The organism is Herbaspirillum huttiense (assembly GCF_004367745.1).
Classification (GTDB): Bacteria; Pseudomonadota; Gammaproteobacteria; order Burkholderiales; family Burkholderiaceae_D; genus Herbaspirillum; species Herbaspirillum huttiense.
In genome coordinates this window covers 1,461,983-1,485,610 of the sequence record NZ_CP037993.1, presented here as the reverse complement: position 1 = coordinate 1,485,610, position 23,628 = coordinate 1,461,983, and the positions used below count along the sequence as shown (strand labels likewise).

Sequence of the window (23,628 nt, the reverse complement as noted above, 5' to 3'; positions counted from 1 at the left end):
GAGGTGATCGCGCTCAGGCGGCCCGTGCCGTCGGCTGCGGTTGTTGTGTCTGCTGCGCTCTCTGTTGTCCTGTCTGCCCTGTCTGCTGCTGCGCCGCCTCCCCGCGAAAACGCGCCAGCGACACGATGGCCCGCGTGATCGGCATCGGGATGGCATAACGCTCGGCCATCTCCAGCACCGCATCGCCGATGGCCGCCAGCTCCAGTGGCCGTCCGCGCTCCAGATCCTGCAGCATCGAAGTGCGGAAGGCCCCCATGGCCTCGCCCAGCTGCAGGAAGGTCAGTGGATCGATATCCACCCGCGCCCCATGGCTGGAGGCCACCAGCAAGGTCTCGCGCATGATCTGGCTGACCACCTCGCGCAGCTCCGGCAAGCCGTACAACTGCTGCAGCGTGCCCTGCGTGATGACCGACAGGGGATTGGTGCTGATATTGGCGATGATCTTGGTCCACAGCTTGTCGCGGATGCGATCCGTGGCGCGGGCTTCGATGCCGGCCGCTTCCACCGCTTCACGCACTCGCATGAGCCGCTCGCTCATCTCGCCGGAAGGTTCGCCCAGCACCATCAGGTGCGGATTGACCGAGCGGATCACGCCGGGGCTCTCGACCTCGGCCGTGATGAAGAGCACGCTGCCAATCAGCCGGTCCAGCGCAACCGCGTTTGACAGCGCACCATCCGGGTCCACAGCCTTGACGGCCTGGCCATCGAAGCGCCCGCCCTCGCGGTGGAAATACCACCACGGCACGCCATTGTTGGTCGGAATCACCACCGTCTCTTCGCCCACCATGGGCGCGATCTGGGGCAGCAGGGCTGACATGTCCTGACTCTTGGCGCACAGGAAAACGACGTCCTGAACACCGAACTCCGGCAACTGGCTGGCCGCCGGACGGGCGTGGGTGGTTCCGTGCAGGTCATGCAAAGTCAGGCCGCGCTCGCGGATGGCCTGCAGCGTCTGGCCGCGCGCCAACACGCTGACCTGATGCCCGGCCGCCGACAGCCGCACAGCCAGGGTGCCGCCGATGGCACCGGCGCCGGCGATGCAGATGCGCAGCGGTGCTGGCACAGGAGAAGAGGAAGTTTCTTGTTTCATGGAATTCAGGGAAGAAGACATCAGCCGGCCAGCTTGTCCTGATGCTTGCCGGACAAGCCCAGGTAAGCCTCGATCACGCGGCGGTCATGGGCCAACTGGCTGGCTGGTCCGTGCATGCGGATCTCGCCGTTCTCCAGCACGTAGCCATAATCAGCCACCTGCAACGCAGCGCGCGCGTTCTGCTCCACCAGCAGGATGGAGACGCCCCGCCGGCGCAGCTCGGCAATGATGCGAAAGATCTCGCGCACGATCAGCGGTGCCAGCCCCAGGCTGGGTTCGTCCAGCATCAACAGGCGCGGCTTGGCCATGAGCGCACGGCCCACGGCCAGCATCTGGCGCTCGCCGCCCGAGAGCGTGCCGGCCTGTTGCGTGCTGCGTTCACGCAGGCGCGGGAAGAGCGTATAGACCTCTTCCAGCGTCGCCGCGTAATCGCGCTGGCCGGTGCGGTAACGCTGGAAAGCCCCCAGCATCAGGTTGTCCTCGATGTTCATCTCCGAGAACAGCTCGCGCTTCTCCGGCACCAGGGTCATGCCGGCCGCCACCATCTCTTCGACCTCGGGCGAGTGGCGGATGGTGCCGTCAAACGCCATCGCCCCGCGCGAAGGCAGCACGCCCATGATGGCCGAGAGCAGCGTGGTCTTGCCCGCGCCATTGGGGCCGATCACGGTGACGATCTTGCCCTGCTCCACCGACAGGTCGATGCCCGACAGTACCTGCACTCTGCCATAGGCCGCCGACAGGTCGCGTACTTCCAATACCTTATTGCCCATGATGTGCTCCTGCTGCGATGGCTTTGCCCGCGCCTTCTTCGACTGCGGCGCCCTCTTCCTCGTCGGCCACGCCCAGATAGGCTTCCAGCACGGCGCGATTGTTCTGGATCTCTTCGGGCAAGCCCTCGGCGATCTTCTGGCCAAAGTCCATCACCACGATGCGGTCCACCAGTTCCATCACGAAATCCATGTCGTGTTCCACCAGCAGGATGGCCATGCCTTCGCTGCGCAGCTTGCGCAGCAGGTCGCCCAGCGCCTGCTTCTCCCCCAGGCGCAGACCCGCTGCGGGTTCATCCAGCAACAGCAGGCAGGGATCGGCGGCCAGCGCGCGGGCGATTTCCAGGATGCGTTGCTGACCCAGCGACAGCGCGCCGGCCTGTTCGAACATCTGCGCCTTCAGTCCGACGCGTTCGATCTGGCGCGCCGCTTCCGCCAGGATGCGCGCCTCTTCCTGGCGATCCAGCCGCAGCATGGACGACAGCACACCGCGCTGGCCGCGCAGATAGGCACCGATGGCGACGTTCTCCAGCACCGTCATGCGCGACATCAGGCGCACGTGCTGGAAGCTGCGGCTCATGCCCAGCCCGGCGATGTGACGCGAACCGCGACCGGTGACCTCATGGCCACGGAACTGCACGCTGCCCGAGGTCGGTGTATCGACACCGGAAATCTGGTTGAAGAGCGTGGACTTGCCCGCCCCGTTGGGACCGATCAGGGCCAGCACTTCACCGGCCATCACCTTCAGGCTCATGTTGTTGTTGGCCACCAGGCCGCCGAACTTGCGAGTCACGTCCCGCACGTCCAGCACCACTTCCTGCGGCGCAGGCATGGGACGGCGCGGCAGGGCTTCGGCTTGCGGATCGATCTCCAGCCGTCGGCTGCGCACCGGCACCAGGCGGGCCAAGTAAGGCCACAGCCCATCGCGCGAACGCTGCAGCAGCACCACGATCAGGAGCCCGAAGACGATGGTCTCGAAATTGCCTGAGCGTCCCAGCACCACCGGCAGGATGCCCTGCAGCCATTCCTTGAGCACCACGATCAAGGTCGAGCCCAGCACCGCGCCCCACACATGGCTGGCCCCACCCAGTACCGCCATGAAAAGGTAGTCGATGCCGAAGCCCAGCCCGAAGGGCGAGGGATTGACGAAGCGCTGCATGTGCACGTACAGCCAGCCCGACAGAGCCGCCAGGACGGCGGCGATCACGAAGACCACGATGCGCATGCGCGCCGTATTGATGCCCATGGCCTCGGCCATCACGATGCCGCCCTTGAGCGCACGGATGGCGCGGCCCTCGCGCGAATCCAGCAGATTGCTCAGGGCCGCCACGCCCAGCAGCACGGCCACCCAGATGAGGCCAAACATGGCCCGGTCGGAACTGAGCGCGATGCCAAAGAACGTGATCGAGGGAATGCCCGACATGCCGGTCTGCCCGCCCATGCTCTCCAGCGTACCGAAGATGAAATACAGGCTGATGCCCCAGGCGATGGTGCCCAGCGGCAGGTAGTGGCCGGAGAGCTTGAGCGTGACGCTGCCCACCGCAAAGGCCAGCACGGCCGTCAGCACCAGGGCCACCACCAGCGCCACCCAGGGCGATTGCATCCACAGCAGCGCATCGGGCAGCGGCAGGATCTTGGCCGACAGTGCCGCCGAGAAGTAGGCACCCAGACCGACGAACGCCGCCTGCCCGAAACTGGTCAGGCCGGCCACACCGGTCAGCAGCACCAGTCCCAGCACCACCAGCGAGGCCAGGCCGATGTTATTCAACAAGGTCATGGTGAACGGTGGCAGCACGAAGGGCGCAACCGCCAGCAGGACCACGAACAGGCCCAACGCCGCGCGCGAGGACAAGCGCGCCACCAGACGTTTGGAAGAAGAGGTGGAGGCAGCGGGTTTCATTCTTCTTCCTCCACGTGACGGGTCGACAGAGAACGCCATAGCAGGATGGGAATGATCAGCACGAAAACGATGATTTCCTTGTAGGCACTGGCCCAGAAGGTCGAGAAGGATTCGATGAGGCCAATGGCCAGTGCGCCGATGGCCGCTACCGGATAGCTGACCAGTCCGCCGATGATGGAACCGACGAAGCCCTTCAGGCTGATCAGGAAGCCGGAGTCATAGTAGATCGTGGTGATGGGCGCGATCAGCACGCCCGACATCACGCCAATGAGTGAAGCCAGCAGGAACATGGCCTTGCCCGCGAACACCGGCGAGATGCCCATCAGGCGCGCGCCCATGCGGTTCAACGCAGCAGCGCGCAAGGCCTTGCCATAGAGCGTGCGCTCGAACATCAGGAACAGCCCGACGATGAGCAGCAGCGACACGCAAATCACCCACAGCGCCTGACTGGAAAAGCGCAGGCTGCCCAGCTCCAGGCTGGCCTCGGTGAAGGGCGCGGTGCGTGCGCCTTCGGGGCCGAACACCAGCAGCGCCACGCCGACCAGCGCCACGTGCACGGCGATGGAGACGATCAGCAGCACCAGCGGCGAGGCCGAGGCGATGGGCTGGAAGGCCATGCGGTACATCAGCGGCCCCATCGGCACCAGCAGCAGCAAGGTCATGGCGATCTGCGCCAGCATGGGCAAGGTGGCGAAGTTGAGATTCAGGGCCAGTCCTGCCACGACCGCCGCATACACCAGCTTGGCCGGCAGCCACAGGCTGGGGCGGCGGCGACTGGTACGCCACATGTCGTAGAGATCGAAGGCACAGGCACCCAGGCACATGGCCACCAGCAGCCAGGCGACGGTGAGCGGTTGGCCGTTCTGCATCATGCCCATGGTGAGCGCGCCGAAGGAGACGAACTCGCCCTGCGGGATCAGGAGGATACGGGTGACGGTAAAGACCAGGACGATGGACAGCGCCAAGAGCGCATAGATGGCACCGTTGGTGATGCCGTCCTGTCCCAGCAGCGCCACGATTTGGAGATTCATTGCGACTTCCTTGTGGAGCCGGCGCGCGCTGCCATCCAGCCGGGAACGACGCGCCAGGTTCGGGATGCGGGTGGAGGTGGAACACTGCGCCCGCCCGGCGTGGAGGCCGGACCGGCGCAGCAGGCGTGGTCCTTACGGCTTGAGCAGGGTCCAGTTGCCGCCCTTGACGGTGATGAGCTCACGACCGCGTTCATCGAAACCGCTGTGGTCCGCCGGGCTCATGTTGTAGACGCCCTGGGTGCCGACCACTTCCTTGGTGCTTTCCAGTGCATCGCGCAGGGCGGCGCGGAATTCCTTGCTGCCCGGCTTGGCCTTCTTCGCGGCCACAGGAATGGCTTTCTCCAGCAGCAGACCGGCGTCATACACGTTGGCACCGAAGGTGGCGGGCACGGTGTTGTACATCTTCTTGTAGGCCTCGATGTACTCGGTGGCGACCTTCTTGGAGGGATTGCTGTCCGCGATCTCGGGCAGTACCAGCATCAGGCTCGCGGCCAGGATGGTGCCCTCGACCTTGTTCTTGCCCAGCTGCAGGAAGGCCGGCAAGGCCGCGCCGTGGGTCTGGTAGATCTTGCCCTTGTAGCCCTGGTCGAACAGCGTGGTCTGCGGCAGCACGGTGGCCGCGCCCGGGGCCGCCACCAGCACGGCATCCGGATTGGCAGCGACGATCTTGAGCGTCTGCGCGGTGACCGAAGTATCGGTGCGCTGGTAGCGCTCATTGGCCACGATCTTGATGTTGTTCTTGGCTGCCAGCTCCGTGAAGACCTTGGCCCAGTTCTCACCGAAGGGATCGTTGACGGCGATGAAGCCGGCCGTCTTGACCTTGGTCTTGACCATCTGGGCCACCAAGGCGCTGGCGATCAGGTCATCGTTCTGGGTGGTCTTGAAGACCCACTTCTTCTGCTCCGTCATCGGCAGCACCACGGCCGCCGTGCCCACCGGGGCCAGCATCGGCACGCCGGCTTCGGCCGCAAAGGAAATCACGCCCATGGCATTGGGCGAACCGCTGGGGCCGATGATGGCATCGACGTTGTATTCGGCAATCAGTTTCTTGACTTCGGTGACCGACTTGGTCGGATCGCTGGCATCGTCCAGCGAGATGTATTCGATCTTCAGATCACCGGCCTTGGCCGGCAGCAGCGGCACGGTGTTCTTCTGCGGAATGCCCACCAGCGAGACCGGCCCGGTGGAGGAGGTCACGACCCCGATCTTGACCTGGGCAAAGGCAGGATTGCCGGCGACGCTGGCGAGGGTTCCGGCAGCGGCCAGAACGGCGGTGGCGGCGGTGGCAATCAGGCGTTTGTGCAGCATGTGTTTCTCCCTTGTTGGTTGAGATGATGGCGGGCTTCCCCACGCCGCCACCGATCTGGGACAGCAATCTGGCATCGGCACCAGGCCGATCTTCATCAACGCATGTAGAGCCCGCCGTTGATGTCGAGGCAGGCCCCGGTGGCCGAACCCGCATCGGGCGAAGCCAGCAGCAGCACCGCATCGGCGATGAAATCGGGTTCGCCCAGCGTCTTGACCGGAATGGTGGCGATGGTCGCGGCCAGCTTGTCGGCCGGCACGATCTCGCGCACGATGGGCAGGTCCAGCGGGCCCGGCGAGATGGCATTGACGGTCACACCGGCGCCTGCGAGTTCACGCGCAAAGACCTTGGTCAGGGTCAGTACCGCCCCCTTGGCCGCAGCATAGTGCGCACCGGTGGCGGTACCGCCGTTTTGCCCGGCCAGCGAGGCGATGTTGATGATGCGTCCGTAGCCGCGATCGGCGAAGCGTTTGCCGAACACCTGGCACGCAAGAAACGTGCCTTTCATGTTGATGGCGGTGACCTCGTCCCACTCCTCGGGAGTGATCTCCATCAACGCCGCCACACGCGAACGGCCGGCATTGTTGACCAGCACCGCCGCCCCGCCCCAGCGCAATTCGATGGCGTCGCAGGCGGCGATGAAGTCCGGCTTGCGGCGCACGTCCAGCGCCAGCGGCATGGCGGTGGCACCGCTGGCATCGAGACTGGCGGCCACTGCCGAGACCTGTTCCAGGTCGATGTCGGCCAGCGCCACCTTGTAGCCGGCGGCGTGCATCTTGCGCGCGATGCTTTCGCCGAGGCCGCGTGCGGCACCGGTGACCAGGGCAATCTTCTTGTCCATGATCAGGCGCCCTGGATGATCAGGGCGCGGCCCACGCGGGCTTCGATCTTGCCGTACTTCCACAGGCGGTGTTCACCGACCATGGTGGTGCGGAACAGGTTGCAGGCCGCCACCACCGTATCGAGATCGGCCACGTCGGCCATGATGTAGAAGGTCCACGGCGCATCGTCGGACTTGCCCACCATGAGACGATCATCGTCCATGGTGCCCAGTACCTTGATGCCGTCCATGGTGGCCAGTGCCGTCATCATCTGGCCATAGGCCTGCCACACCGGACCGGTCTCGGTGGCGGGCAGGTCGAAGAAGTTTTGCGTCACGCCGACACAGAAGAGGACGCGCAGCGGTTCTTTATCATTGCTTGGGACTTGGCTCATGAGGGCTCCGGACTGAAAACTTGAAATCGAAAAAAGAAAGGACGCGGCGGCTTACAGGAAGCCCGGCATCGGCGGCACGCCCAGCGTGACTGCACCGGCGCCGTCATAGATGCCCTCGCCCAGGAAGGCGTGCTGCTTGACCACGGCGGCATCGCGCAGGTAGCGCTGCAGCGGGTGGTTGCTGTAGATGGCGGTGGTACCGGCCAGGCCGAACATGGCCTGCGTGACTTCATTGCCGACCTTGGCGATTTCCACGGCGGTCAGGCGCAGCAAGCTGACCTGCTCGGGCGTGACGGGGTTGCCGGCGAGGATGGAATGCCAGACTTCGCCGGTGGCGTCGTAGAGGAAGGCGCGCGCCGAACGCAACTTGGCTTCGGCCTTGGCGACCTCGATGCGCACATAGGAACGGTCGGCCAGCTTGGGCGCACCGGTAATGGCCACACGACCGCCGGACATCTGGTTGATCTCGTCGATGGCGGCGCGTCCCACGCCCAGGTTCACCACGGCCAGCACCTGCGCGGCATAGGCGATGGTCGGATAGCGGTACAGCGGTTCATCGATGGTGGGTACGCCGCCACGGATGAAGGTCCATTCCTCGGGGACGAATTGCTGGCTCACCTTGAGGTCATGGCTGCCGGTACCGACCAGTCCCATCACGTCCCAGTTGTCGATGATCTCGACCTGCTCCGGCGGCAGCACGGCGGTGCGCGGCTTGGAACCGGCCTGGCCGGGCACGGCCGCACCGATGCCCACACCCAGCACATCGGCGCCCTTGCAGCCGCTGGCGAACTTCCAGGTGCCATTGACCATCCAGCCGCCCTCGACCTGCTCGGCCGGCTGCAGCGGGAACAGGCCGCCGGCGAAGGTCAGGTCCGGCCCCTTGGCATACAGCTTGGCTTGCGTTTCCCTGGGCAGGGCGGCCAGGTAGACCGAGGCCGAACCGAAACTGGCGACCCAGCCGACCGAGGCATCGGCGACGGAAATGCGTTCGATCATCTGCAGGAAACCCATCGGCGAGAGACCGCTGCCGCCGAAGCATTGCGGGGTGGCGGCGCGATAGACACCGGCCTTCTTCAACTGCGCGATGAAATCCTTGGGCACGAAACGCTGCGCGGCGAATTCCTCGCGGCGCGCACGGATCTCGGCCAGCAGCGGGACCAGGGCATCTTCTTCACGGGCGGCCAGCGCGGCCGGGTTCTCCATCACGGACATTGCATTCTCCAGGTGGCTTGCATCAGAATGAAGTCGAGTGTAGGGAGCGGCGTATCCCGGTTCAATCGGGAGCGCTGCAGCTTTTTTAGGGGAATAGGTGAAGCCTTCTAAAGAAAACCCCTAGTGCCATTCCCCAACTGCAAACCCGGTGCGCCCTCCCCTGCGTGAACTCATCCATGGAGGAAACACCGTCCTGCAGATCATGAAGCGATGACAGAGACGAGCGATGCCAGAACAAACCGCTGCCCCAGTTTCCCCTGCCCTGCCGGATGACAGCATCCGCTTCGGGCTGGACGATTTCCGCCGCATGATGGAAGCACTGCCGATGTGCATCATCCTGCATGACGCCCAGACCAAGTCCATCCTCTGGGCCAATCCCTCGGCCTGCCAGGTACTGGGGTTCACGCTGGAAGAACTGCTGCCGCTCAAAGCTCCGGACATGAGCCGGCAGTCGCACGAATACCGCCGCGAGATCGGCCGCAAGTGGCTGCACGATGCGGTGCTCCACGGCAGCAACATGGTCGAGTGGTGCTACCGCGCCAAGAACGGCGACGAGATTCTCTCCGAGGCGATTGCCACGCTGGTGCCGCTGACCGAACGCGATGTGATCATGGTGCAGTTCCGCGATATTGCGCGCGAGGAACAGATCCGGCGCGAGATGAAAAAGCTGGAGAGCCGCCTCAAGGAATTCATGCAGGACTCCGACGAAGGCGTGACGGTGCTGCGTTCGGATGGCGGCATCGAGTACCTGAGCGACGCCGGCCGCAAGCTGCTGGGCGTGCGGCCGGGCCAGAACCCGCCGAAGAATTTCGTCGAGCAATGCCTGCCCGACTCGCGCGACGAATTGCTGGAGCTGCTCACGCTGGCGCTGCCGGATGCCATCAGCTTCCCGCTGCGCTACCAGATCGTGCGCAAGGATGGGCTGGTGCGCTGGCATCACGCGGTGTGCCGCTACATCGAGATCGAGAACGACCTCAAGGGCCACCTGCTGCACTTCCACGACATCACCGACCAGGTCGAAGCCGAGGAAGCGCGCCGCCGCGACCAGGCCTCGCTGGAATACCTGGCGCGCCACAATGCCATGGGCGAGATGGCCACCGCCATCGCGCACGAGCTGTCGCAGCCGCTGGCGGCGATCCGCAATTTCCTCGAAGGCTCGGTCTTGCGCATCAAACAGAGCGAGGCCCTGCGCGAACAGGCCGGACAGATCGTGTGGGGGCTGGAGAGTGCCGGACGCCAGGTCGACCATGCCGCTACCATCATCAAGAGCGTGCGCGAATACGTGGTGCGGCTGGAGCAGAGCGAAGGCCTGATCGACCTCAACGCCGTGCTGGAGGAAGTGCGCTGGTTCATCGAGATGAAGGCCGCCGAAGGCAAGGTCCACCTGCACATCGAACCGGGTACGCAGCCGCTGGTGGTGAGCTGCGAGAAGGTGCTGATCGGCCAGGTGATCTTGAATCTCGCCTTCAACGCCATCGAGGAAATGATGGCCTTTCCCGAGGGCGCAAGACATGTGCGCATCAGCACCGCGCGCAGTGCCGGCAATGCCCTGCTGACCGTTGCCGACGAGGGACGCGGCATCGATGCCGGCCACCGCGAACGGCTTTTCGATGGCTTCTTTTCTTCCAAGGTCAGCGGCAACGGCATCGGATTGGCGCTGTGCAAGAACATCATTGCGCGCCATCGCGGCGATATCTGGGCACAACCCGGAGAAAGCTGCGGCACGCGTTTCTGCTTCACGCTGCCGTTGGTGGAACGCCACAACTAAGGATTCCTTTAGTCCGCGCGGGCGACGCGCCGCCTTGGTGATCGCACGCACTCGCGTGGTGAAGTTCTGCACGATTATCCCGTCATCGCGCCGATTCATGCACCGGATTCGAGAGTCGGCGACTTATCTGTCCGGTGCATGAATCGGGCTTATTCCATCTATCCGCTGCATCAATTTGATCTGGCGCAAATGCGCTTCCTATGATGGCCCCACATGACGACATGTCATGCACGCCACGCAGACCTTCCACATCTACCGGCTGCGTTCGCCGCCCGGCATCGGCCTCACCCGGTGCAGAGCGCGACCATCACACTGCAACACCACAGGGAGCCTTGTCACATGAAGAAGAAACTACTGGCCGCCGCCTTGCTCGCGGCCGGCACGGGGATGGCACATGCACAGAGCAGCGTTTCCATCTATGGCCTGATCGATCTCGGCCTGACCTATTACTCCAACGCCGCCAAGACCGGCGGCGGCGGCGCGTCGCTGCTGCGCATGGACAGCGGCATCGCTCAGGGCAGCCGCATCGGCTTCAAGGGAACGGAAGATCTGGGCGGTGGCCTGAATGCCTTCTTCACCCTGGAAACCGGCTTCGGTGCCGATGACGGCAGCCTGGGACAAGGCGGTCTGTTGTTCGGCCGCCAGTCCTTCGTCGGCCTGGGCAGCAAGGACTGGGGCGCGCTGAGCGTGGGTCGCCAGTACGACTTCATGGCCAACATCGGTGGCCAGTATGCGATGGGCGCACTGTCGCCGGCCGGCTCCTTCGGCTGGGGCCTGCATGCCGATGCCGCGCACGGCACGGCCCTGAACAACCACATCTATGCCGGCGACCGCACCAACAATTCCATCAAGGTCAACAGCGCCAAGTTCGGCGGTTTCAGCTTTGGCGCAATGCTCGGGCTCGGTGAAGTGGCCGGCAACAACAATGCCGGCCGCACCGTCAGCGCCACCGGCCAGTACGACAGCGGTGCCTTCAGCGGCGCGCTCGCCTACACCGACATCAAGAGCAGCAGCGGCGCTTCCGCCACCCGCATCTATGGCGGCGGTGCGCGCTACCAGATCGGTGCCTTCACACCGTTCGGCGTGATCACCCAGGTCAAGAACACCGACACCAATGCCAAGGCCACCACCTATGAACTGGGCACGGTCTATGCATTGACACCGCTGTGGGATCTGGCTGCCGCTTACCAGTTCCAGAAGCGCAACCAGGGTGTGGGCAATGCCCAGGCACTGGTGGCGACGGTGGACTACAAGATCTCCAAACGTACCGACCTGTACGTGGGCGCCGTCTATGACCGCGACAAGGGCTACAACGCGTATCCGGTCTTCGGTGGCGGCATCCAGTCGTCGACCGGCAACCAGAGCGCGCTGCGCCTGGGCATGCGTCACCGCTTCTGAGCACGGGCTACTTGAGGAGGGAAGGCCGCCGCCGACATCCGGTGGTCTTCCCGCAGGCAAGGAGAACGGCCCGCCGCGTTGGCGGGCCTTCTGCTTTCCGGCGCAATGGATCAGCTGCTGCGGCCGTAGCTCTGCAGCATGTCGATGACGATCTGGCGCAGCCAGGTATTGCCGGCGTCGGCATCGAAGGCCGGATGCCAGTGCAAGGTGATGTCCACCGCCGGCAGCTTGACCGGCAGTTCGTAGGAGAGGAATACGTCCGGGTGCTCGCTGTGGAAAAGCTTGGCGATGCGCGCCGGGACGGTGGCCACCAGATCGGATTTGCCGAGGATGCGCGGCAGCACGGTGAAGTGCGGGATCGACAGGCTGATCTTGCGCTGCACGCCGAGATTGCGGAAGGAATTCTCGACCTGGTGATGGCTGCTCTCGGCCGACTCGACCAGGACGTGCGAGAGCGCCAGGAATTCGTCGAGCGCCAATTGTTCACGCGCAGGCAGGGCCGGACGCTTGCGCATCATGCAGACATAGGTTTCGCGGAACAGCAGTTCATGACAGGTCACCGCCTTGAGCGCGGGCAGATTGCCGAAGGCGAAGTCGAGCTGGCCGGTGCGCAGCGCTTCTTCCAGATGCGCCGGCGGCACCTGCTCCACCTGCAGGCGCGTCTGCGGGGCCTGCGCGGTCAGCAGCTCGCACAGCTGCGGCAGGAACATCATCTCGGCCACGTCCGTCATCGAGGCGCGGAAGACGCGCGTACTGGCGGCCGGGTCGAAGCGCTCGGTATAGCGCAGCGCATCCTGCACCGCCTGCAGCGCGCGGTTGATGGGCTTGGACAGTTCCAGCGCGGCGGGCGTGGGCTGCATGCCCTCCTTGGTGCGGATGAAGAGCGGGTCATCGAAGATCTGCCGCAGCCGTCCGAGCGCATAGCTCACGGCGGGCTGCGACAGGTGCAGGCGGTTGCCGGCCAGGGTCAAGCTGCGTTCGTCGGCAATGGCCTGGAAGACCCGCAGCAGGTTCAGGTCCATGTTGTTGAAGGTCGCCATAGCAGTCTCCGGAGGGGGTCGCGCGGGGGCCTGGGCCCGATGAGTCACATCAAGGAAAGCGGCGATCACTATCCATGCCGCTTATGTGAAAAATATTTTACATCAATTTGATCTATTTTAAGGCGACTTTTAGAATGCTTCACATCAGCCAAGGAAACCGCCTGCATGCCGCGCCCGACGTGGATTGCCAGCCTGGTCGGCCCCATTTGAACGGATGCGCCATGAGCCCCCAGCCAACTTCTTCATCTCCCCTGCCGACGCCGCGCAAGCGCAATGGCCAGGCCGCCCTCGCCGCCCTGCAGCAGCAGGCGCGCATCGCCTGCCTGGGAGCGGCAGGATGAGCAACGCTTCAGCACGCACCGTCCCCGGCACCGGCCACGCCCTGCTCTCGCGTTTTCACCTCGGTGGCAGCGGCCCGACAGTGGCCATCAAGGATTGCATCGACATCGCCGGCCAGCCCACTTGCGGCGGCAGCGCCGCCCTGGCCGACGCGCCGCCGGCTGCAGCGCACGCCGACGTGGTTCGCAAGCTGCTCGACGCCGGCTGGCAGCTCACCGCCCGCGCCAACATGCACGAGCTGGCCTACGGCATGACCGGCATCAATGACTGGAACGGCACCGCCGTCAATCCGCAGGACGCAAGCCGCATGACCGGCGGCTCCTCCAGCGGCTCGGCCTCGGCCGTGGGCGCGGGGCTGGTGGATATGTCCATCGGCAGCGACACCGGGGGTTCGATCCGCCTGCCCGCGGCCTGCTGCGGCGTGATCGGCTTGAAACCGACCTTTGGCCGCGTCAGCCGCGCCGGGGCCTATCCGGCCGTGAGCAGCCTGGATTGCGTGGGCCCCTTTGCGCGCAGCATGGATCTCATCATCAGCGCCATGGCCAGTATCGCGCCCGGTTTTGACCGCGTTGCTGCTACCGCAGCGGTAGCACAGGCCCGCGTCAAACTGGTGACGGTGCAAGCTGATCCCCAGATCGCAGAGGCCGTCGCCACCGCCTTCGCCGCCAGCGGCTGGACGGGCGATGCCTGGACCCCGCACCACATGCACGCCGCGTTTGAAGCCGGCATGACCCTCATCAACCGCGAAACGCATGACGCCTTCGGCCACCTGCTGGGCCTGGGAAAACTGGGCGCCGATATCGAGAAGCGCCTCTCGGCCGCCGCCGCCACCACCGATGACGCGGTGGCCCAGGCCGAAGCCGTGCGTGCCGCCTTCAGCGCCGAAGTCGACGCCGCGCTGGCCGACGCCGATGCGCTGTTGCTGCCGACGCTGCCGTCGCTGCCGCCGACGCTGGAAGCGATCCGCCAGGGTGCCTCGGTGCTGATGTTGTCCTCGCTGGTGCGGCCCTTCAACCTGTCCGGCCATCCGGCCCTGAGCATTCCGGTGCCGATGGCCGGCAGCTCGCTCAAAGCCGGGCTGCAACTGGTCGGCCGCAAGGGCGATGACGAACGCATTTGCGCACTGGGCCTGCATCTGGAACAGGCACTCACGCAACGCCCCTGACACGCACTGCCCCGACAAGCTCGCCCAATCAACACTGACAACGACTGCAAGCCACTGGAGAAAGCCATGAACGCACCGCTACGCTTCCACCCGCGCAAGACCGATTCATCCTATGCCGACCTGGTACAGGATGCGGTGGTGGATCCTTCGCTCTACACCGATCCGGCCATCTTCGAAGCGGAGATGGACAAGATCTTCTACAAGACCTGGATCTGGGTTGCGCATGAAAGCGAAATCAAGAATCCCGGTGATTTCAAGACTGCCCAGATCGGCCGCCAGCCGGTGATCGTGGTGCGCGACAAGACCGGCAAGATCAACGTGCTGGAAAACCGCTGCCGCCATCGTGGCGCCACCGTGTGCGAAAAGCACAAGGGCAATGCCACCGGTTTTACCTGTCCCTACCACAGCTGGTCCTATGGCCTGGACGGCAAGCTGCGCGGCCTGCCCTATCCGGAAGGCTACGAAGACGTCATCGAAAAGGCCGACCTGCCTCTGCAGAGCCTGCGTGCGGAGAGCTACAACGGCATGATCTTCGCCTCCTTCAACCAGGAGATCGAACCGCTGTCGGACTTCCTCGGCCATGCCAAGAAGTGGATCGACCTGTTCATGAAGCAAGGCGCAGGCTTCCCCGTGAAGGTGCAGGGCGAGCACAAGTTCAGCTTCAAGGGCAACTGGAAGATCCAGCTGGAAAACACCACCGACGGCTATCACTTCCCGGTGGTGCACAAGACCTTCCTGTCGTCGGTCGATGAAGAGACTTCCGAGATGCTGTCCTTCATGACCGATGACCAGTCCATCACCCGCTCGCTGGGCAATGGTCACAGCGTCATGATCATGGTGCCGGAACACGTGGACCTGGATGTGGACGATGGCAGCGAACAACTGCAGGAGCGCTTCGCCCACGTCACCGAGGAACTCTCCAAGACCATGCCGCCGGAACAGGTGCGCCGCATCGTGCGTTCGCTGCACGGCGCCGGTTTCAACCTGAACCTGTTCCCCAACGTGGCCATGTCGATGTCCTTCTTCCGGGTGCTGCATCCGGTGTCGGTGGGCGAGACCCAGATCCGCCACGTGGCCCTGGGCATGGATGGCGGACCGGAGATCGCCAACCGCGAACGCCTGCGCATCCACGAACACTTCCAGGGCCCGTTCGGTTTCGGCAGCCCCGATGACGCCGAAGCCTGGGAACGCGTGCAGGCCGGTTCGCACGCCGGCCGCAATGCGCCCATCCTGGTCAATCGCGGCCTGAACCGTGAGTGGGTGGACGACAACGGCGACAAGGTGTCGCACTCGACCGATGAAACCGGCATGCGCGAAGCCTATGCCATGTGGAAAAAGATGATGGAGAAATGACCGATATGAACCAACACGACACCCTGCAAGGCATCCCCGCGCCCATGGCGCGTGCCATCGCCTTCATCTGGAAAGAAGCTGAACTTCTGGACAAAAAGGACTATGCCGCCTGGCAAGCCCTGTGGACCGACGATGGTTACTACGTGGTGCCCATCGATCCCGACACCACCGACTACGCGGCCTCGCTGAACTACGCCTACGACAATGCCCACATGCGCAAGATCCGCATCGAGCGCCTGACGTCGGGCCACGCGATGTCGGCCGTGGATGCGGCAGCGACCGTGCGCACCGTGTCGCGCTTCGTGCCGGTGCACCTGTCGGAGGAACTGGTGGAGATCACCTCGGCCCAGGTCCTGGTGGGCTACAAGCGCCAGCAGCACACGATGTTCGTGGCCAACGTCACGCATCGCCTGCGCTTCACGCCCCAGGGTCCGAAGATCGAGCAGAAAGTAATCCGCCTGATCAACTCCATGGACAGCCTCAACGCCCTGGGCTTCCTGCTCTGAGCTGACGTACCGCACTTTCGACATTGAACCGACGAGTATTGGCCTCATGAAACTGATCGTAGACACCCTCACCGATGAAACCGGCGACATCCGTTCCTTCCGCCTGGTGCGCGCCGATGGCGCCCCGCTGCCGGCTTACGAGCCGGGGGCCCACATCGACGTCACCGGGCCGACCGGGATCATGCGCCAATACTCGCTGTGCGGTCCGCTGGAAGACCGTTGCGGCTACACCATCGCGGTCAAGCGCGAACCGGCGTCGCGTGGCGGCTCGGCGGCCTTGCATGATGCGGTCAAGCCGGGCATGGAACTGGAAGTGGGCACGCCGCGCAACCTCTTCGCCCTCGATGCCAGCGCACCGGAGCACCTGCTCTTCGGCGCGGGCATCGGCGTGACGCCGCTGCTGGCGATGGCCTATCGCCTGTGGGCCGAACAGAAGCCCTTCACGCTGCATTACTTCGTGCGCGCGCGCGAGCATGCGGCCTTTGCCGATCTGCTGGAGAACGCGCCCTTCGCCGCGCAGGTGCGTTTCCACTATGCGGTCATGCCGGCGCAGATGGAGCATTACCTCACGGTGTGCCTTGAAGCCGGCAGCAAGGACGCCCACGTCTATACCTGCGGCCCCGCTCCCTTCATGGATGCGGTGGTCAAGTGTGCAGCAGCCAGCCGCAGCGAGGAGGCGATTCATCTGGAGCACTTTGCTGCACCGGTGGCCCCTGCTGCTTCTGCGCAGGGTGCTGGCGGCGGCGATGGCGCCTTCGAAGTGAAGCTGGCCAGCTCGGGCAAGGTGGTGCAGATCCCGGTGGGCATTCCCATCGTCGACATCCTGGCGCGCGAGGGCATCGTCATCGATACCTCCTGCCGCGAGGGCATCTGCGGGACCTGCGTGGTACCGCTGCTGGAGGGCGAGCCGGATCATCGCGACAATTGCCTCTCCAAGAAGGAGAAGGCGGCCAATGACCAGATTTGTACCTGTGTATCAAGGGCGAGGTCGGGGATGCTGGTGCTGGATCTCTGACAGTCTCACTGACGTCTAACTCATTCCGTTCGGACTGAGTAGCGGCTTCGCCGCGTATCGAAGGCGCGCACACCGGAGCGACTTCGATACGCCGCTGCGCGGCTACTCAGTCCGAACGGTTTTTTAAAACGAAAAAACACCCCCGCAAAGCATGAATGCCGTTCAGCATTGCGCTGAACGGCATTCATCTTTAACTCCAAGGAAAGAATCTCAGAGCGCCGTACGCTTGACCTTGTGAAACAGCCGATTGAAATAAATGAGGCTGTCCTTCTTCTCGTTCACCTCGACCTCGGCCAGCTCCACGAACATCACCGAGTGCGTGCCCACTTCCTTGAATTCGCGGATGCGCCCCTGCAGCTTGACCAGCGCGTCGGCCAGTACCGGCTGTCCCAGTTCGCCCGGTGCTTCCCAGATATCCCAGCCGAAACGCTCTTCCATCGGAACCTTGGTGGCACCGGAGAAGTGCATGGCCAGCTGTTCCAGCTCATCCGAGAGCACGTTCACGCACAGGCGACCATTCTTCTTGAACACGTCATGCATGGCGCTGCCGCGATTGATGCAGACCAGGATCGTGGGCGGCGTATCGGTCACCGAGCAGACGGCCGAGGCGGTGATGCCGCAGCGGCCGCCTTCACCATCGGTGGTAATGATGGATACCGCCGCCGGCAGGTGCGCCATGGCATTACGGAATTCCAGTTGCTCGGCAGCAAGGGGGGCGCGCACCACGGGTGCGGATGGCGTTTCTTTTTGAATGGCGGTGGTGCTCATGGGATCTCCCTGTTATGCACGCCGATGAAGCACGGCGTTCGATGAGAGCAGGTTAAGGCATGCCCATGGTGCAGGCAATCCGTGCCACATGCCCGCCCCACAGGGGATTGCGGCAGACGATCTAGGTAAAAATACCTAGACCATCGTCAGGACGGGGGTGTTACAGTGTCGCTGATCCCAAGAATTTCAGGCCTGCTTTTTGCATAAGTCAAAGCATGACGTTTTGATTTGTGCCGACCAGTCCATCAAGAAATCGAGAGGGTCGGAAATAGCGCCGGTGCAAGCCGGCTCCATTTTGACGAGACGAGGAGTGCAGATGGAAACCGACCCGCCGGTGGTCTACATCGTCGATGATGACGAAGCCGTTCGGACTTCGCTGGCCTGGCTGCTGAGCTCGGTCAATATCCGGACCGAATGCTTCGATGGCCCCGAGGCCTTCCTGAAGGCCTATGACGCCAACAGCCTGTCCTGCCTGATCCTGGACGTGCGCATGCCCGAAATCAGCGGCTTCCAGCTGCAGGATCGCCTGAAGGAAATCGGGGCCGACATCCCCGTGATCTTCGTCTCGGGCCATGGCGACATTCCCATGTCGGTGCGCGCCCTGCACAATGGCGCGGTCGACTTCCTGGAAAAACCCTACAACTCGCAGCAGATGCTGGAACGCATCCAGATGACGCTCAAGAACGTGGCCGGCAACATGCAGGCCCGCGAGCGCCGCCAGCAGCTCAAGGCGCGCCTGAAGACCCTCACCGCACGCGAACGCGAGATCCTGGAGAAGGTCATCATGGGCCAGTCCAGCAAGCTCATCGCACGCGACCTCAACATCAGCGTCAAGACGGTGGACGTGCATCGCGCCAGCGTCAAGGACAAGCTGGGCTGCCAGAGCACGGCCACGCTGGTGCGTGACGTGCTGATGGATTTCGGGCCGGAATTTCTCAAGGCGGCCTGATTCTTTCTGATCCCTGCTGATCGTTCCCGAGCCTGCATGAAATAAGGGCCGCAGCATGCTGCGGCCCTTTCCTCTATTTTCCGCTGCACCTGATTGGCCTACGCCGCCTGCAAGGCGAAGAAAGCCACTGCCCGCTTCAATTGCGCCGCCTGGTCTTCCAGCGATTTCGCCGCTGCGGCCGCCTGTTCCACCAGCGCCGCATTCTGCTGGGTCACGCCATCCATCTGGCTCACCGCCTGATTCACCTGATGAATGCCTTCGGCCTGCTCGCGGCTGGCGGTGCTGATGTCGCCCACCAGCGCATGCGCGCCCTGCACGCTGCCGACCACTTCCTGCATGGTCTTGCCGGCGCGCTCCACCAGTTCACTGCCGGCATCGACCTTGGAGACCGAATCATCGATGAGCTGCTTGATCTCCTTGGCGGCCGAGGCCGAGCGCTGCGCCAGGGCGCGCACTTCCGAAGCCACCACCGCGAAACCGCGCCCCTGCTCGCCCGCACGCGCCGCTTCCACAGCTGCATTGAGCGCGAGGATGTTGGTCTGGAAAGCGATGCCATCGATCACGCCGATGATGTCGACGATCTTGCGCGAGGAGCTGTTGATGTTGCCCATGGTGTCGATGAGCTCCTGCATCACCTGCCCGCCCTGCCCCGCAATGGAAGCCGCCGACTTGACCAGGTCATTGGCCTGATGCGCGTTCTCGGAATTGGTGCGTACGCTGGACGTGAGCTGCTCGATGGAGGCGGCGGTTTCTTCCAGCGCACCGGCCTGCTCTTCGGTGCGGGCCGAGAGATCGAGGTTGCCGTTGGCGATTTCACCCGAGGCCACGGCAATGCTGTCGGCCCCCAGGCGCACGGTGGAGACCACGCCATGCAGGCGCTCGCTCATGCCTTGCAGCGAGGCCACCAGCTGGCCCAGTTCATCCTGGCCCATGGGCTGGGCGCGCGAGGTCAGATCACCGGCGGCCACACGCTGCGAGATGGCCAGCGCCGCGTGTACCGGCCGCGTGATGCTGCGCGTGAGCAGCAGTGCGAAGGCGATGCCGCAGGCCAGGATCACCGCTTCCAGCGCAAAGATCTGCCACTGGCTGCTGGCCGCATCCTTCTGGATGTCGGCAGAGATTTCATCGATGCGGGCGCGTTCGAAATCCAGCAGGGACCGCATCGCGCCCTGGGTGTTGTTGGCGATGCCGACGTATTGCTGCTGGTAGAGCTGATCCACCTTGGCCGCATCGCCCTCCTTCTTGGCCGCGTAGATCTGGTCGCGGATGGCGAGGAACTGCTTGCGCGCCGCGTTGATGGCCGCGAACAGCTTCTTCTCTTCTTCACTGGTGAGCAGTTGCTCCACGTCCTTCAGGGTCTGCGCGGATTCCTTGCTGGAAGCCGCAGCCTCCTTGGCGAGGAAGGCTTCCAGTTCGGGATCGCGGCTCTTGACCACGGTGGTGGTGCGCTGGATCGCGATGAGTAGGAGCGTGTTCCATTGCGACACCAGCCGTTCGGTCTTCAGCGGCACGTCCATCATCTGCCGGGTCTGCTGCGCGACCGTCTTGAGCCGCCAGATGCCGACGGCGGCGACCACCATGGAAAACACCAGCACCACGGCAAAACCCGCCCCCAGGCGCGAGCCGATACGTATGTTCTTGATCATTGCTTCTTTCCATCCCAACCATGTTGTGTATGGCGCCCCGTAGACGGACTTTCCCCGACCGCCCGGCTTGCCCCCTGATGCCCCAGCTACCCCAGCAAGACCGATGCCAGCGATTGCCAAATGGCAAGGCCGCCTTGCATGCGCTCGATTCTAGGAGCCCGCTGCCATCGCGACCATATCAAAATGCAGAAACGTGGTATGCCAATTCGGCAACGCAAGCCCGCAAACCCTTGCCGGACAAGGATAGACCCAAATTGGCCGGGGAGAAACATTATGCAAGATAAAACATTAATGATTGTGGTACCGATGCGATGGAGGGCCGCGCCGGCCGGGCTTTGTTGGCACATCAACCATAGTGCAACTCATCCTTGGCCACGCAGCGGACCAAACTTGGGCACAATGGCCGCTTGCCTTCGCGTTTCGGGATACCTCCTGCACCATGTCCACGCTCTCCCCACCCATCGCCCTGCTGCTGGCCGCCGGCCGGGGTAGCCGCTTCGGCGCGCACGAAGAAAAACTTTTGCAGCCCTTCGTCCATCACGATGGCCGCACCGGCATCGTGGCCACCGCTACGGCTGCAGCCTTGCTGGAAGTGATGCCAGTGCTGGCCGTGGTGCATGGAGAAGGACCGCTGGCCGATGCGCTGCGTGCGCTGGGCTGCACGGTCTGCCTGACCGATAACAATGGGCCGCGCGAGATGAGCGCGTCGTTGCGATGCGGTCTGCAGCAGAGCGCTGATGCGTCGGCATGGCTGGTGGCGCTGGCCGACATGCCGCGCGTGCAGCCGGACACCGTGCGGCGCTTGCGCGATGCGCTGGCGGCGGGGGCATCGATGGTGGTGCCGGTGATGCAGGGGCGGCGCGGCAATCCGGCCGGCTTTGCGCAGTCGCATCTGCCGGCCTTGCTGTCACTGCAGGGAGATCGCGGTGCGCGGGCTTTGCTGGAGAGCCCGGCGCTGGTGGAGATTGCGGTGGAGGATGCGGGGATTTTTGCGGATGTCGATACGCCGGAAGATCTGCAACGACTCCGGCAGAACCGGGGCTGATCTGCCGCCCGGTTTCCGCCGTCCGGATTCAGTCTTGGGGAATCCGCGCTTCAGATCCCGCTGAACCAGTTGTAGCCCTGGTCTTCCCAATAGCCGCCCGGGTTCTGGTTGCTCACGAAGATGGCCACCACATGCTTGGGATTCTTGAAGCCCAGCTTGGTCGGCACACGTACCTTCAAGGGATAGCCGTATTGCGTGGGCAGCGCCTCCTTGCCGAAGTCCAGCGCCAGGATGGTCTGCGGATGCAGCGCCGTGGGCATGTCCAGGCTGGAGTAATAGCGGTCCGCGCATTTGAAGCCCACGTATTTCGCCGTGAGATCCGCGCCGACCGCCTGCAGGAACAAGCTCAGCGGCACGCCCGACCATTGGCCGATGGCGCTCCATCCTTCGATGCAGATGTGGCGCGTGATCTGCGCCGCCTGCGGCAGCGCGCGCAGGCGCTCCAGATTCCAGCTGCGCTTGTCGCTGACCAGGCCGGAGACTTCCAATTTCCAGTCGCTGCCATCGATGTCGGGCGCATTGAACTCGTCATAGAAGGCGTTGAAGGGAAACGGATTGGTGATCTGGCTGGCCGCATAGGTCGGTGCCAGTTTCTGGCTGCGGAACAGCAATGCCTGCACCCGGTCATTCCAGCGCGACATGGCCCACAGGACCTTGTCCACGCTGTCGTTGTCCTGCAGGTCGCAACCCGACAGCATGGACAGCGCCCCCACCGAGAGCGCCGAGCGCAGCATGAGGCGGCGCTGCACGTTCAGCAGGGCCGGGCGATGGTCGGCCAGCAGGATCTTGCCGGTCTTCTCAGGGCGTGGCGGTTTGATGTCTTCCTTGTCTTTCATGATGCATTGGCCTCGTGATCACGGCCTCCGGTGAACATCGGGATGAGGGTCTTGGGAACGATGGCCACCAGGGCCAGGTGTACCACCACGAAGCCAGCAATACCGGCCATCGCGGCGAAATGCACCTTGCGCGCAAAGTCGAAGCCGCCGAAGAGATCGGCCAGCCAGTCCAGCTGCACCGGCTTCCACAGCGCCAGACCCGACAGCACCACCAGGATGCCCAGCAGAATCACCGCCCAGTACAGCAGCTTCTGCACCGCGTTGTAGACGCCGGGCTGATGCGGCAGGCGAAAGCGCATGGCCTGCACCGCGTCGCTGACCACATCGGCCGCGCGCAGCGGCAGCAGGTGGCGGCGGAAGTGCCCGCTGAAGCTGCCATACAGCAGGTAGAACAGGCCATTGGCGACCAGCAGCCACATCGCCGCGAAATGCCAGGCGATGGCGCCGCCCAGCCAGCCGCCCAGGGTCATCCAGGGGGCGAACTTGAAGCCGAAGATGGGCGAGGCGTTGTAGATGCCCCAGCCACTGCTGATCATGCAGGCGATGGCCACGGCATTGAGCCAGTGGGCAATGCGCACGGCCAGCGGATGAAGAACGGGTGAACGGGGCATCGCGGCACCTGCTTACATCGGCGGGGTGATGCCGTTCTTGCCGGCGCTCACGCTGTTGGCGGTCAGGCTGCCATCGGCGTTCTTGCGGGCGCGCACCACCACCTTGACGCCAGCGGCCAGCAGCGAGCGATCACCGGCTTCGATGCTGACCACGGGCACATCCTCGGGCACCACGATCTTCTTCTCGCCGCCCTTGTATTTCAGGGTCAGGGTGCGGCCCTGGCTGGCCACCACGTCACCCACGGTGCCATTGGTCATGGTGCTGTTGGGCGCCAGGTCGAAGGGACGATGGCCGTCGCCGGTACCGGCCATGGCTGGCGGGAAGACGTGCACTTCCAGCGCCTTCTGGGAGCCGTCCGGCTGCGGGATGCCGGCTGCGCCGATGTAGCTGCCGGGCTTGATGTCGTTGATGTCGGCAATCGAGATGGCGGCCACGCGGGTGTCCTTGTCGAGGGCCACGTTCTGCTCGGCACCCTTGTTGGTCTTGACTACCAGTTGATCCTTGCCGACCGAGACGATGCTGCCGCGAATGCCGACCTGCGGCGGCGTCTGCGCCATGGCCGACGACCCGATCAGATAACTGGCAAGCAGCGCCGGGATCAGCGCGCCACGGAGGAGACGGGGCAGAGTTGTGTTGATCATGAGATATGGTCCTGAAAGACGATTTT

General features: G+C 64.1%; 22 protein-coding genes. 8 read left to right on the top strand and 14 right to left on the bottom strand.

Annotated features, from left to right (window positions below):
* Positions 1–13: 13 nt before the first annotated feature.
* The 8 genes from E2K99_RS06640 to E2K99_RS06605 all read right to left on the bottom strand — a co-directional run bounded on the left by E2K99_RS06640 (position 14) and on the right by E2K99_RS06605 (position 8,521).
* Positions 14–1,090 (bottom strand): ketopantoate reductase family protein, encoded by a 1,077-nt coding sequence (locus E2K99_RS06640; protein ID WP_134221731.1) that lies wholly within the window; start codon positions 1,088–1,090, stop codon positions 14–16.
* Positions 1,091–1,110: 20 nt separating this feature from the next.
* Positions 1,111–1,860, bottom strand: coding sequence for an ABC transporter ATP-binding protein (locus tag E2K99_RS06635; protein WP_134221730.1), 750 nt, complete (start codon positions 1,858–1,860; stop codon positions 1,111–1,113).
* On the bottom strand, positions 1,850–3,757 hold the full coding sequence (locus E2K99_RS06630) for a branched-chain amino acid ABC transporter ATP-binding protein/permease (RefSeq protein ID WP_134221729.1): 1,908 nt from the start codon (positions 3,755–3,757) through the stop codon (positions 1,850–1,852). The genes E2K99_RS06635 and E2K99_RS06630 overlap by 11 nt, the downstream gene beginning before the upstream one ends.
* Positions 3,754–4,788, bottom strand: a complete 1,035-nt coding sequence (locus E2K99_RS06625) for a branched-chain amino acid ABC transporter permease (protein WP_134221728.1) — start codon at positions 4,786–4,788, stop codon at positions 3,754–3,756. The genes E2K99_RS06630 and E2K99_RS06625 overlap by 4 nt, the downstream gene beginning before the upstream one ends.
* A 132-nt stretch (positions 4,789–4,920) precedes the next feature.
* Positions 4,921–6,096, bottom strand: coding sequence for an ABC transporter substrate-binding protein (locus E2K99_RS06620; RefSeq protein WP_134221727.1), 1,176 nt, complete (start codon positions 6,094–6,096; stop codon positions 4,921–4,923).
* A 95-nt stretch (positions 6,097–6,191) separates the two neighbouring features.
* Positions 6,192–6,935 (bottom strand): SDR family NAD(P)-dependent oxidoreductase, encoded by a 744-nt coding sequence (locus tag E2K99_RS06615; protein ID WP_034334416.1) that lies wholly within the window; start codon positions 6,933–6,935, stop codon positions 6,192–6,194.
* A 2-nt stretch (positions 6,936–6,937) separates the two neighbouring features.
* The gene (locus tag E2K99_RS06610) at positions 6,938–7,309 is read right to left on the bottom strand and encodes a hypothetical protein (protein ID WP_039788791.1); all 372 of its coding nucleotides are present in this window, start codon (positions 7,307–7,309) and stop codon (positions 6,938–6,940) included.
* Between the two features lie 51 nt (positions 7,310–7,360).
* Positions 7,361–8,521: an acyl-CoA dehydrogenase family protein gene (locus tag E2K99_RS06605; protein WP_039788793.1), complete on the bottom strand. Its 1,161-nt coding sequence runs from the start codon at positions 8,519–8,521 to the stop codon at positions 7,361–7,363.
* Between the two features lie 226 nt (positions 8,522–8,747).
* Here E2K99_RS06605 and E2K99_RS06600 point away from each other — a divergent pair, with 226 nt between their 5' ends.
* Positions 8,748–10,289, top strand: coding sequence for a PAS domain-containing sensor histidine kinase (locus E2K99_RS06600; protein ID WP_134221726.1), 1,542 nt, complete (start codon positions 8,748–8,750; stop codon positions 10,287–10,289).
* Between the two features lie 339 nt (positions 10,290–10,628).
* A complete protein-coding gene (locus E2K99_RS06595; protein WP_134221725.1) occupies positions 10,629–11,687 on the top strand; it encodes a porin in 1,059 nt (352 codons plus the stop codon).
* Between the two features lie 110 nt (positions 11,688–11,797).
* Here the strand turns inward: E2K99_RS06595 and E2K99_RS06590 are convergent, their stop codons facing one another.
* Complete coding sequence (locus tag E2K99_RS06590) at positions 11,798–12,727, bottom strand: LysR family transcriptional regulator (RefSeq protein ID WP_134221724.1); 930 nt, start codon at positions 12,725–12,727, stop codon at positions 11,798–11,800.
* Between the two features lie 337 nt (positions 12,728–13,064).
* Between E2K99_RS06590 and E2K99_RS06585 the strand changes: the two genes are divergently transcribed.
* The 4 genes from E2K99_RS06585 (at position 13,065) to E2K99_RS06570 (ending at position 17,105) form a co-directional block, all read left to right on the top strand.
* A complete protein-coding gene (locus E2K99_RS06585) occupies positions 13,065–14,231 on the top strand; it encodes an amidase family protein (RefSeq protein WP_134221723.1) in 1,167 nt (388 codons plus the stop codon).
* Between the two features lie 66 nt (positions 14,232–14,297).
* A complete protein-coding gene (locus E2K99_RS06580; RefSeq protein WP_034337649.1) occupies positions 14,298–15,584 on the top strand; it encodes an aromatic ring-hydroxylating oxygenase subunit alpha in 1,287 nt (428 codons plus the stop codon).
* Positions 15,585–15,589: 5 nt separating this feature from the next.
* Complete coding sequence (locus E2K99_RS06575) at positions 15,590–16,090, top strand: aromatic-ring-hydroxylating dioxygenase subunit beta (protein WP_134221722.1); 501 nt, start codon at positions 15,590–15,592, stop codon at positions 16,088–16,090.
* Positions 16,091–16,136: 46 nt separating this feature from the next.
* Complete coding sequence (locus E2K99_RS06570; RefSeq protein ID WP_134221721.1) at positions 16,137–17,105, top strand: PDR/VanB family oxidoreductase; 969 nt, start codon at positions 16,137–16,139, stop codon at positions 17,103–17,105.
* Between the two features lie 210 nt (positions 17,106–17,315).
* Here E2K99_RS06570 and hpaC read toward each other — a convergent pair whose 3' ends face one another.
* Positions 17,316–17,873: a 4-hydroxyphenylacetate 3-monooxygenase, reductase component gene (gene hpaC, locus E2K99_RS06565; RefSeq protein ID WP_134221720.1), complete on the bottom strand. Its 558-nt coding sequence runs from the start codon at positions 17,871–17,873 to the stop codon at positions 17,316–17,318.
* Positions 17,874–18,189: 316 nt separating this feature from the next.
* Here hpaC and E2K99_RS06560 point away from each other — a divergent pair, with 316 nt between their 5' ends.
* Complete coding sequence (locus E2K99_RS06560) at positions 18,190–18,822, top strand: response regulator transcription factor (protein ID WP_134221719.1); 633 nt, start codon at positions 18,190–18,192, stop codon at positions 18,820–18,822.
* A 98-nt stretch (positions 18,823–18,920) separates the two neighbouring features.
* On the opposite strand, the gene E2K99_RS06555 is transcribed toward E2K99_RS06560, so the two are convergent.
* Positions 18,921–20,468: a methyl-accepting chemotaxis protein gene (locus tag E2K99_RS06555; RefSeq protein ID WP_134221718.1), complete on the bottom strand. Its 1,548-nt coding sequence runs from the start codon at positions 20,466–20,468 to the stop codon at positions 18,921–18,923.
* Between the two features lie 439 nt (positions 20,469–20,907).
* On the opposite strand from E2K99_RS06555, the gene E2K99_RS06550 reads away from it, so the two are divergent.
* On the top strand, positions 20,908–21,513 hold the full coding sequence (locus tag E2K99_RS06550; RefSeq protein ID WP_134221717.1) for a nucleotidyltransferase family protein: 606 nt from the start codon (positions 20,908–20,910) through the stop codon (positions 21,511–21,513).
* 50 nt (positions 21,514–21,563) lie between these two features.
* Here the strand turns inward: E2K99_RS06550 and E2K99_RS06545 are convergent, their stop codons facing one another.
* Genes E2K99_RS06545 through E2K99_RS06535 form a run of 3 tightly spaced genes read right to left on the bottom strand, consistent with a single transcriptional unit; the run spans position 21,564 to position 23,602 of the window.
* The gene (locus E2K99_RS06545; RefSeq protein WP_134221716.1) at positions 21,564–22,349 is read right to left on the bottom strand and encodes a molybdopterin-dependent oxidoreductase; all 786 of its coding nucleotides are present in this window, start codon (positions 22,347–22,349) and stop codon (positions 21,564–21,566) included.
* Positions 22,346–22,960, bottom strand: a complete 615-nt coding sequence (locus E2K99_RS06540) for a cytochrome b/b6 domain-containing protein (protein WP_039788807.1) — start codon at positions 22,958–22,960, stop codon at positions 22,346–22,348. Before E2K99_RS06540 ends, E2K99_RS06545 begins: the two co-directional genes overlap by 4 nt.
* 12 nt (positions 22,961–22,972) lie before the next feature.
* Entirely contained in the window at positions 22,973–23,602 is a 630-nt protein-coding gene (locus tag E2K99_RS06535) for a DUF5666 domain-containing protein (protein ID WP_134221715.1), read from the bottom strand.
* Positions 23,603–23,628 lie beyond the last annotated feature (26 nt).

Excerpts from the sequence above, each read along its gene's own strand:
- E2K99_RS06620 (WP_134221727.1), bottom strand. The coding sequence starts at position 6,096 with ATGCTGCACAAACGCCTGATTGCCACCGCCGCCACCGCCGTTCTGGCC.
- E2K99_RS06635 (WP_134221730.1), bottom strand. The coding sequence starts at position 1,860 with ATGGGCAATAAGGTATTGGAAGTACGCGACCTGTCGGCGGCCTATGGC.
- E2K99_RS06595 (WP_134221725.1), top strand. The coding sequence starts at position 10,629 with ATGAAGAAGAAACTACTGGCCGCCGCCTTGCTCGCGGCCGGCACGGGG.
- E2K99_RS06545 (WP_134221716.1), bottom strand. The coding sequence starts at position 22,349 with ATGAAAGACAAGGAAGACATCAAACCGCCACGCCCTGAGAAGACCGGC.
- hpaC (WP_134221720.1), bottom strand. The coding sequence starts at position 17,873 with ATGAGCACCACCGCCATTCAAAAAGAAACGCCATCCGCACCCGTGGTG.
- E2K99_RS06570 (WP_134221721.1), top strand. The coding sequence starts at position 16,137 with ATGAAACTGATCGTAGACACCCTCACCGATGAAACCGGCGACATCCGT.
- E2K99_RS06600 (WP_134221726.1), top strand. The coding sequence starts at position 8,748 with ATGCCAGAACAAACCGCTGCCCCAGTTTCCCCTGCCCTGCCGGATGAC.
- E2K99_RS06580 (WP_034337649.1), top strand. The coding sequence starts at position 14,298 with ATGAACGCACCGCTACGCTTCCACCCGCGCAAGACCGATTCATCCTAT.
- E2K99_RS06640 (WP_134221731.1), bottom strand. The coding sequence starts at position 1,090 with ATGAAACAAGAAACTTCCTCTTCTCCTGTGCCAGCACCGCTGCGCATC.
- E2K99_RS06560 (WP_134221719.1), top strand. The coding sequence starts at position 18,190 with ATGGAAACCGACCCGCCGGTGGTCTACATCGTCGATGATGACGAAGCC.
- E2K99_RS06540 (WP_039788807.1), bottom strand. The coding sequence starts at position 22,960 with ATGCCCCGTTCACCCGTTCTTCATCCGCTGGCCGTGCGCATTGCCCAC.
- E2K99_RS06605 (WP_039788793.1), bottom strand. The coding sequence starts at position 8,521 with ATGTCCGTGATGGAGAACCCGGCCGCGCTGGCCGCCCGTGAAGAAGAT.
- E2K99_RS06550 (WP_134221717.1), top strand. The coding sequence starts at position 20,908 with ATGTCCACGCTCTCCCCACCCATCGCCCTGCTGCTGGCCGCCGGCCGG.
- E2K99_RS06630 (WP_134221729.1), bottom strand. The coding sequence starts at position 3,757 with ATGAAACCCGCTGCCTCCACCTCTTCTTCCAAACGTCTGGTGGCGCGC.
- E2K99_RS06610 (WP_039788791.1), bottom strand. The coding sequence starts at position 7,309 with ATGAGCCAAGTCCCAAGCAATGATAAAGAACCGCTGCGCGTCCTCTTC.
- E2K99_RS06555 (WP_134221718.1), bottom strand. The coding sequence starts at position 20,468 with ATGATCAAGAACATACGTATCGGCTCGCGCCTGGGGGCGGGTTTTGCC.
- E2K99_RS06590 (WP_134221724.1), bottom strand. The coding sequence starts at position 12,727 with ATGGCGACCTTCAACAACATGGACCTGAACCTGCTGCGGGTCTTCCAG.
- E2K99_RS06585 (WP_134221723.1), top strand. The coding sequence starts at position 13,065 with ATGAGCAACGCTTCAGCACGCACCGTCCCCGGCACCGGCCACGCCCTG.
- E2K99_RS06625 (WP_134221728.1), bottom strand. The coding sequence starts at position 4,788 with ATGAATCTCCAAATCGTGGCGCTGCTGGGACAGGACGGCATCACCAAC.
- E2K99_RS06535 (WP_134221715.1), bottom strand. The coding sequence starts at position 23,602 with ATGATCAACACAACTCTGCCCCGTCTCCTCCGTGGCGCGCTGATCCCG.
- E2K99_RS06615 (WP_034334416.1), bottom strand. The coding sequence starts at position 6,935 with ATGGACAAGAAGATTGCCCTGGTCACCGGTGCCGCACGCGGCCTCGGC.
- E2K99_RS06575 (WP_134221722.1), top strand. The coding sequence starts at position 15,590 with ATGAACCAACACGACACCCTGCAAGGCATCCCCGCGCCCATGGCGCGT.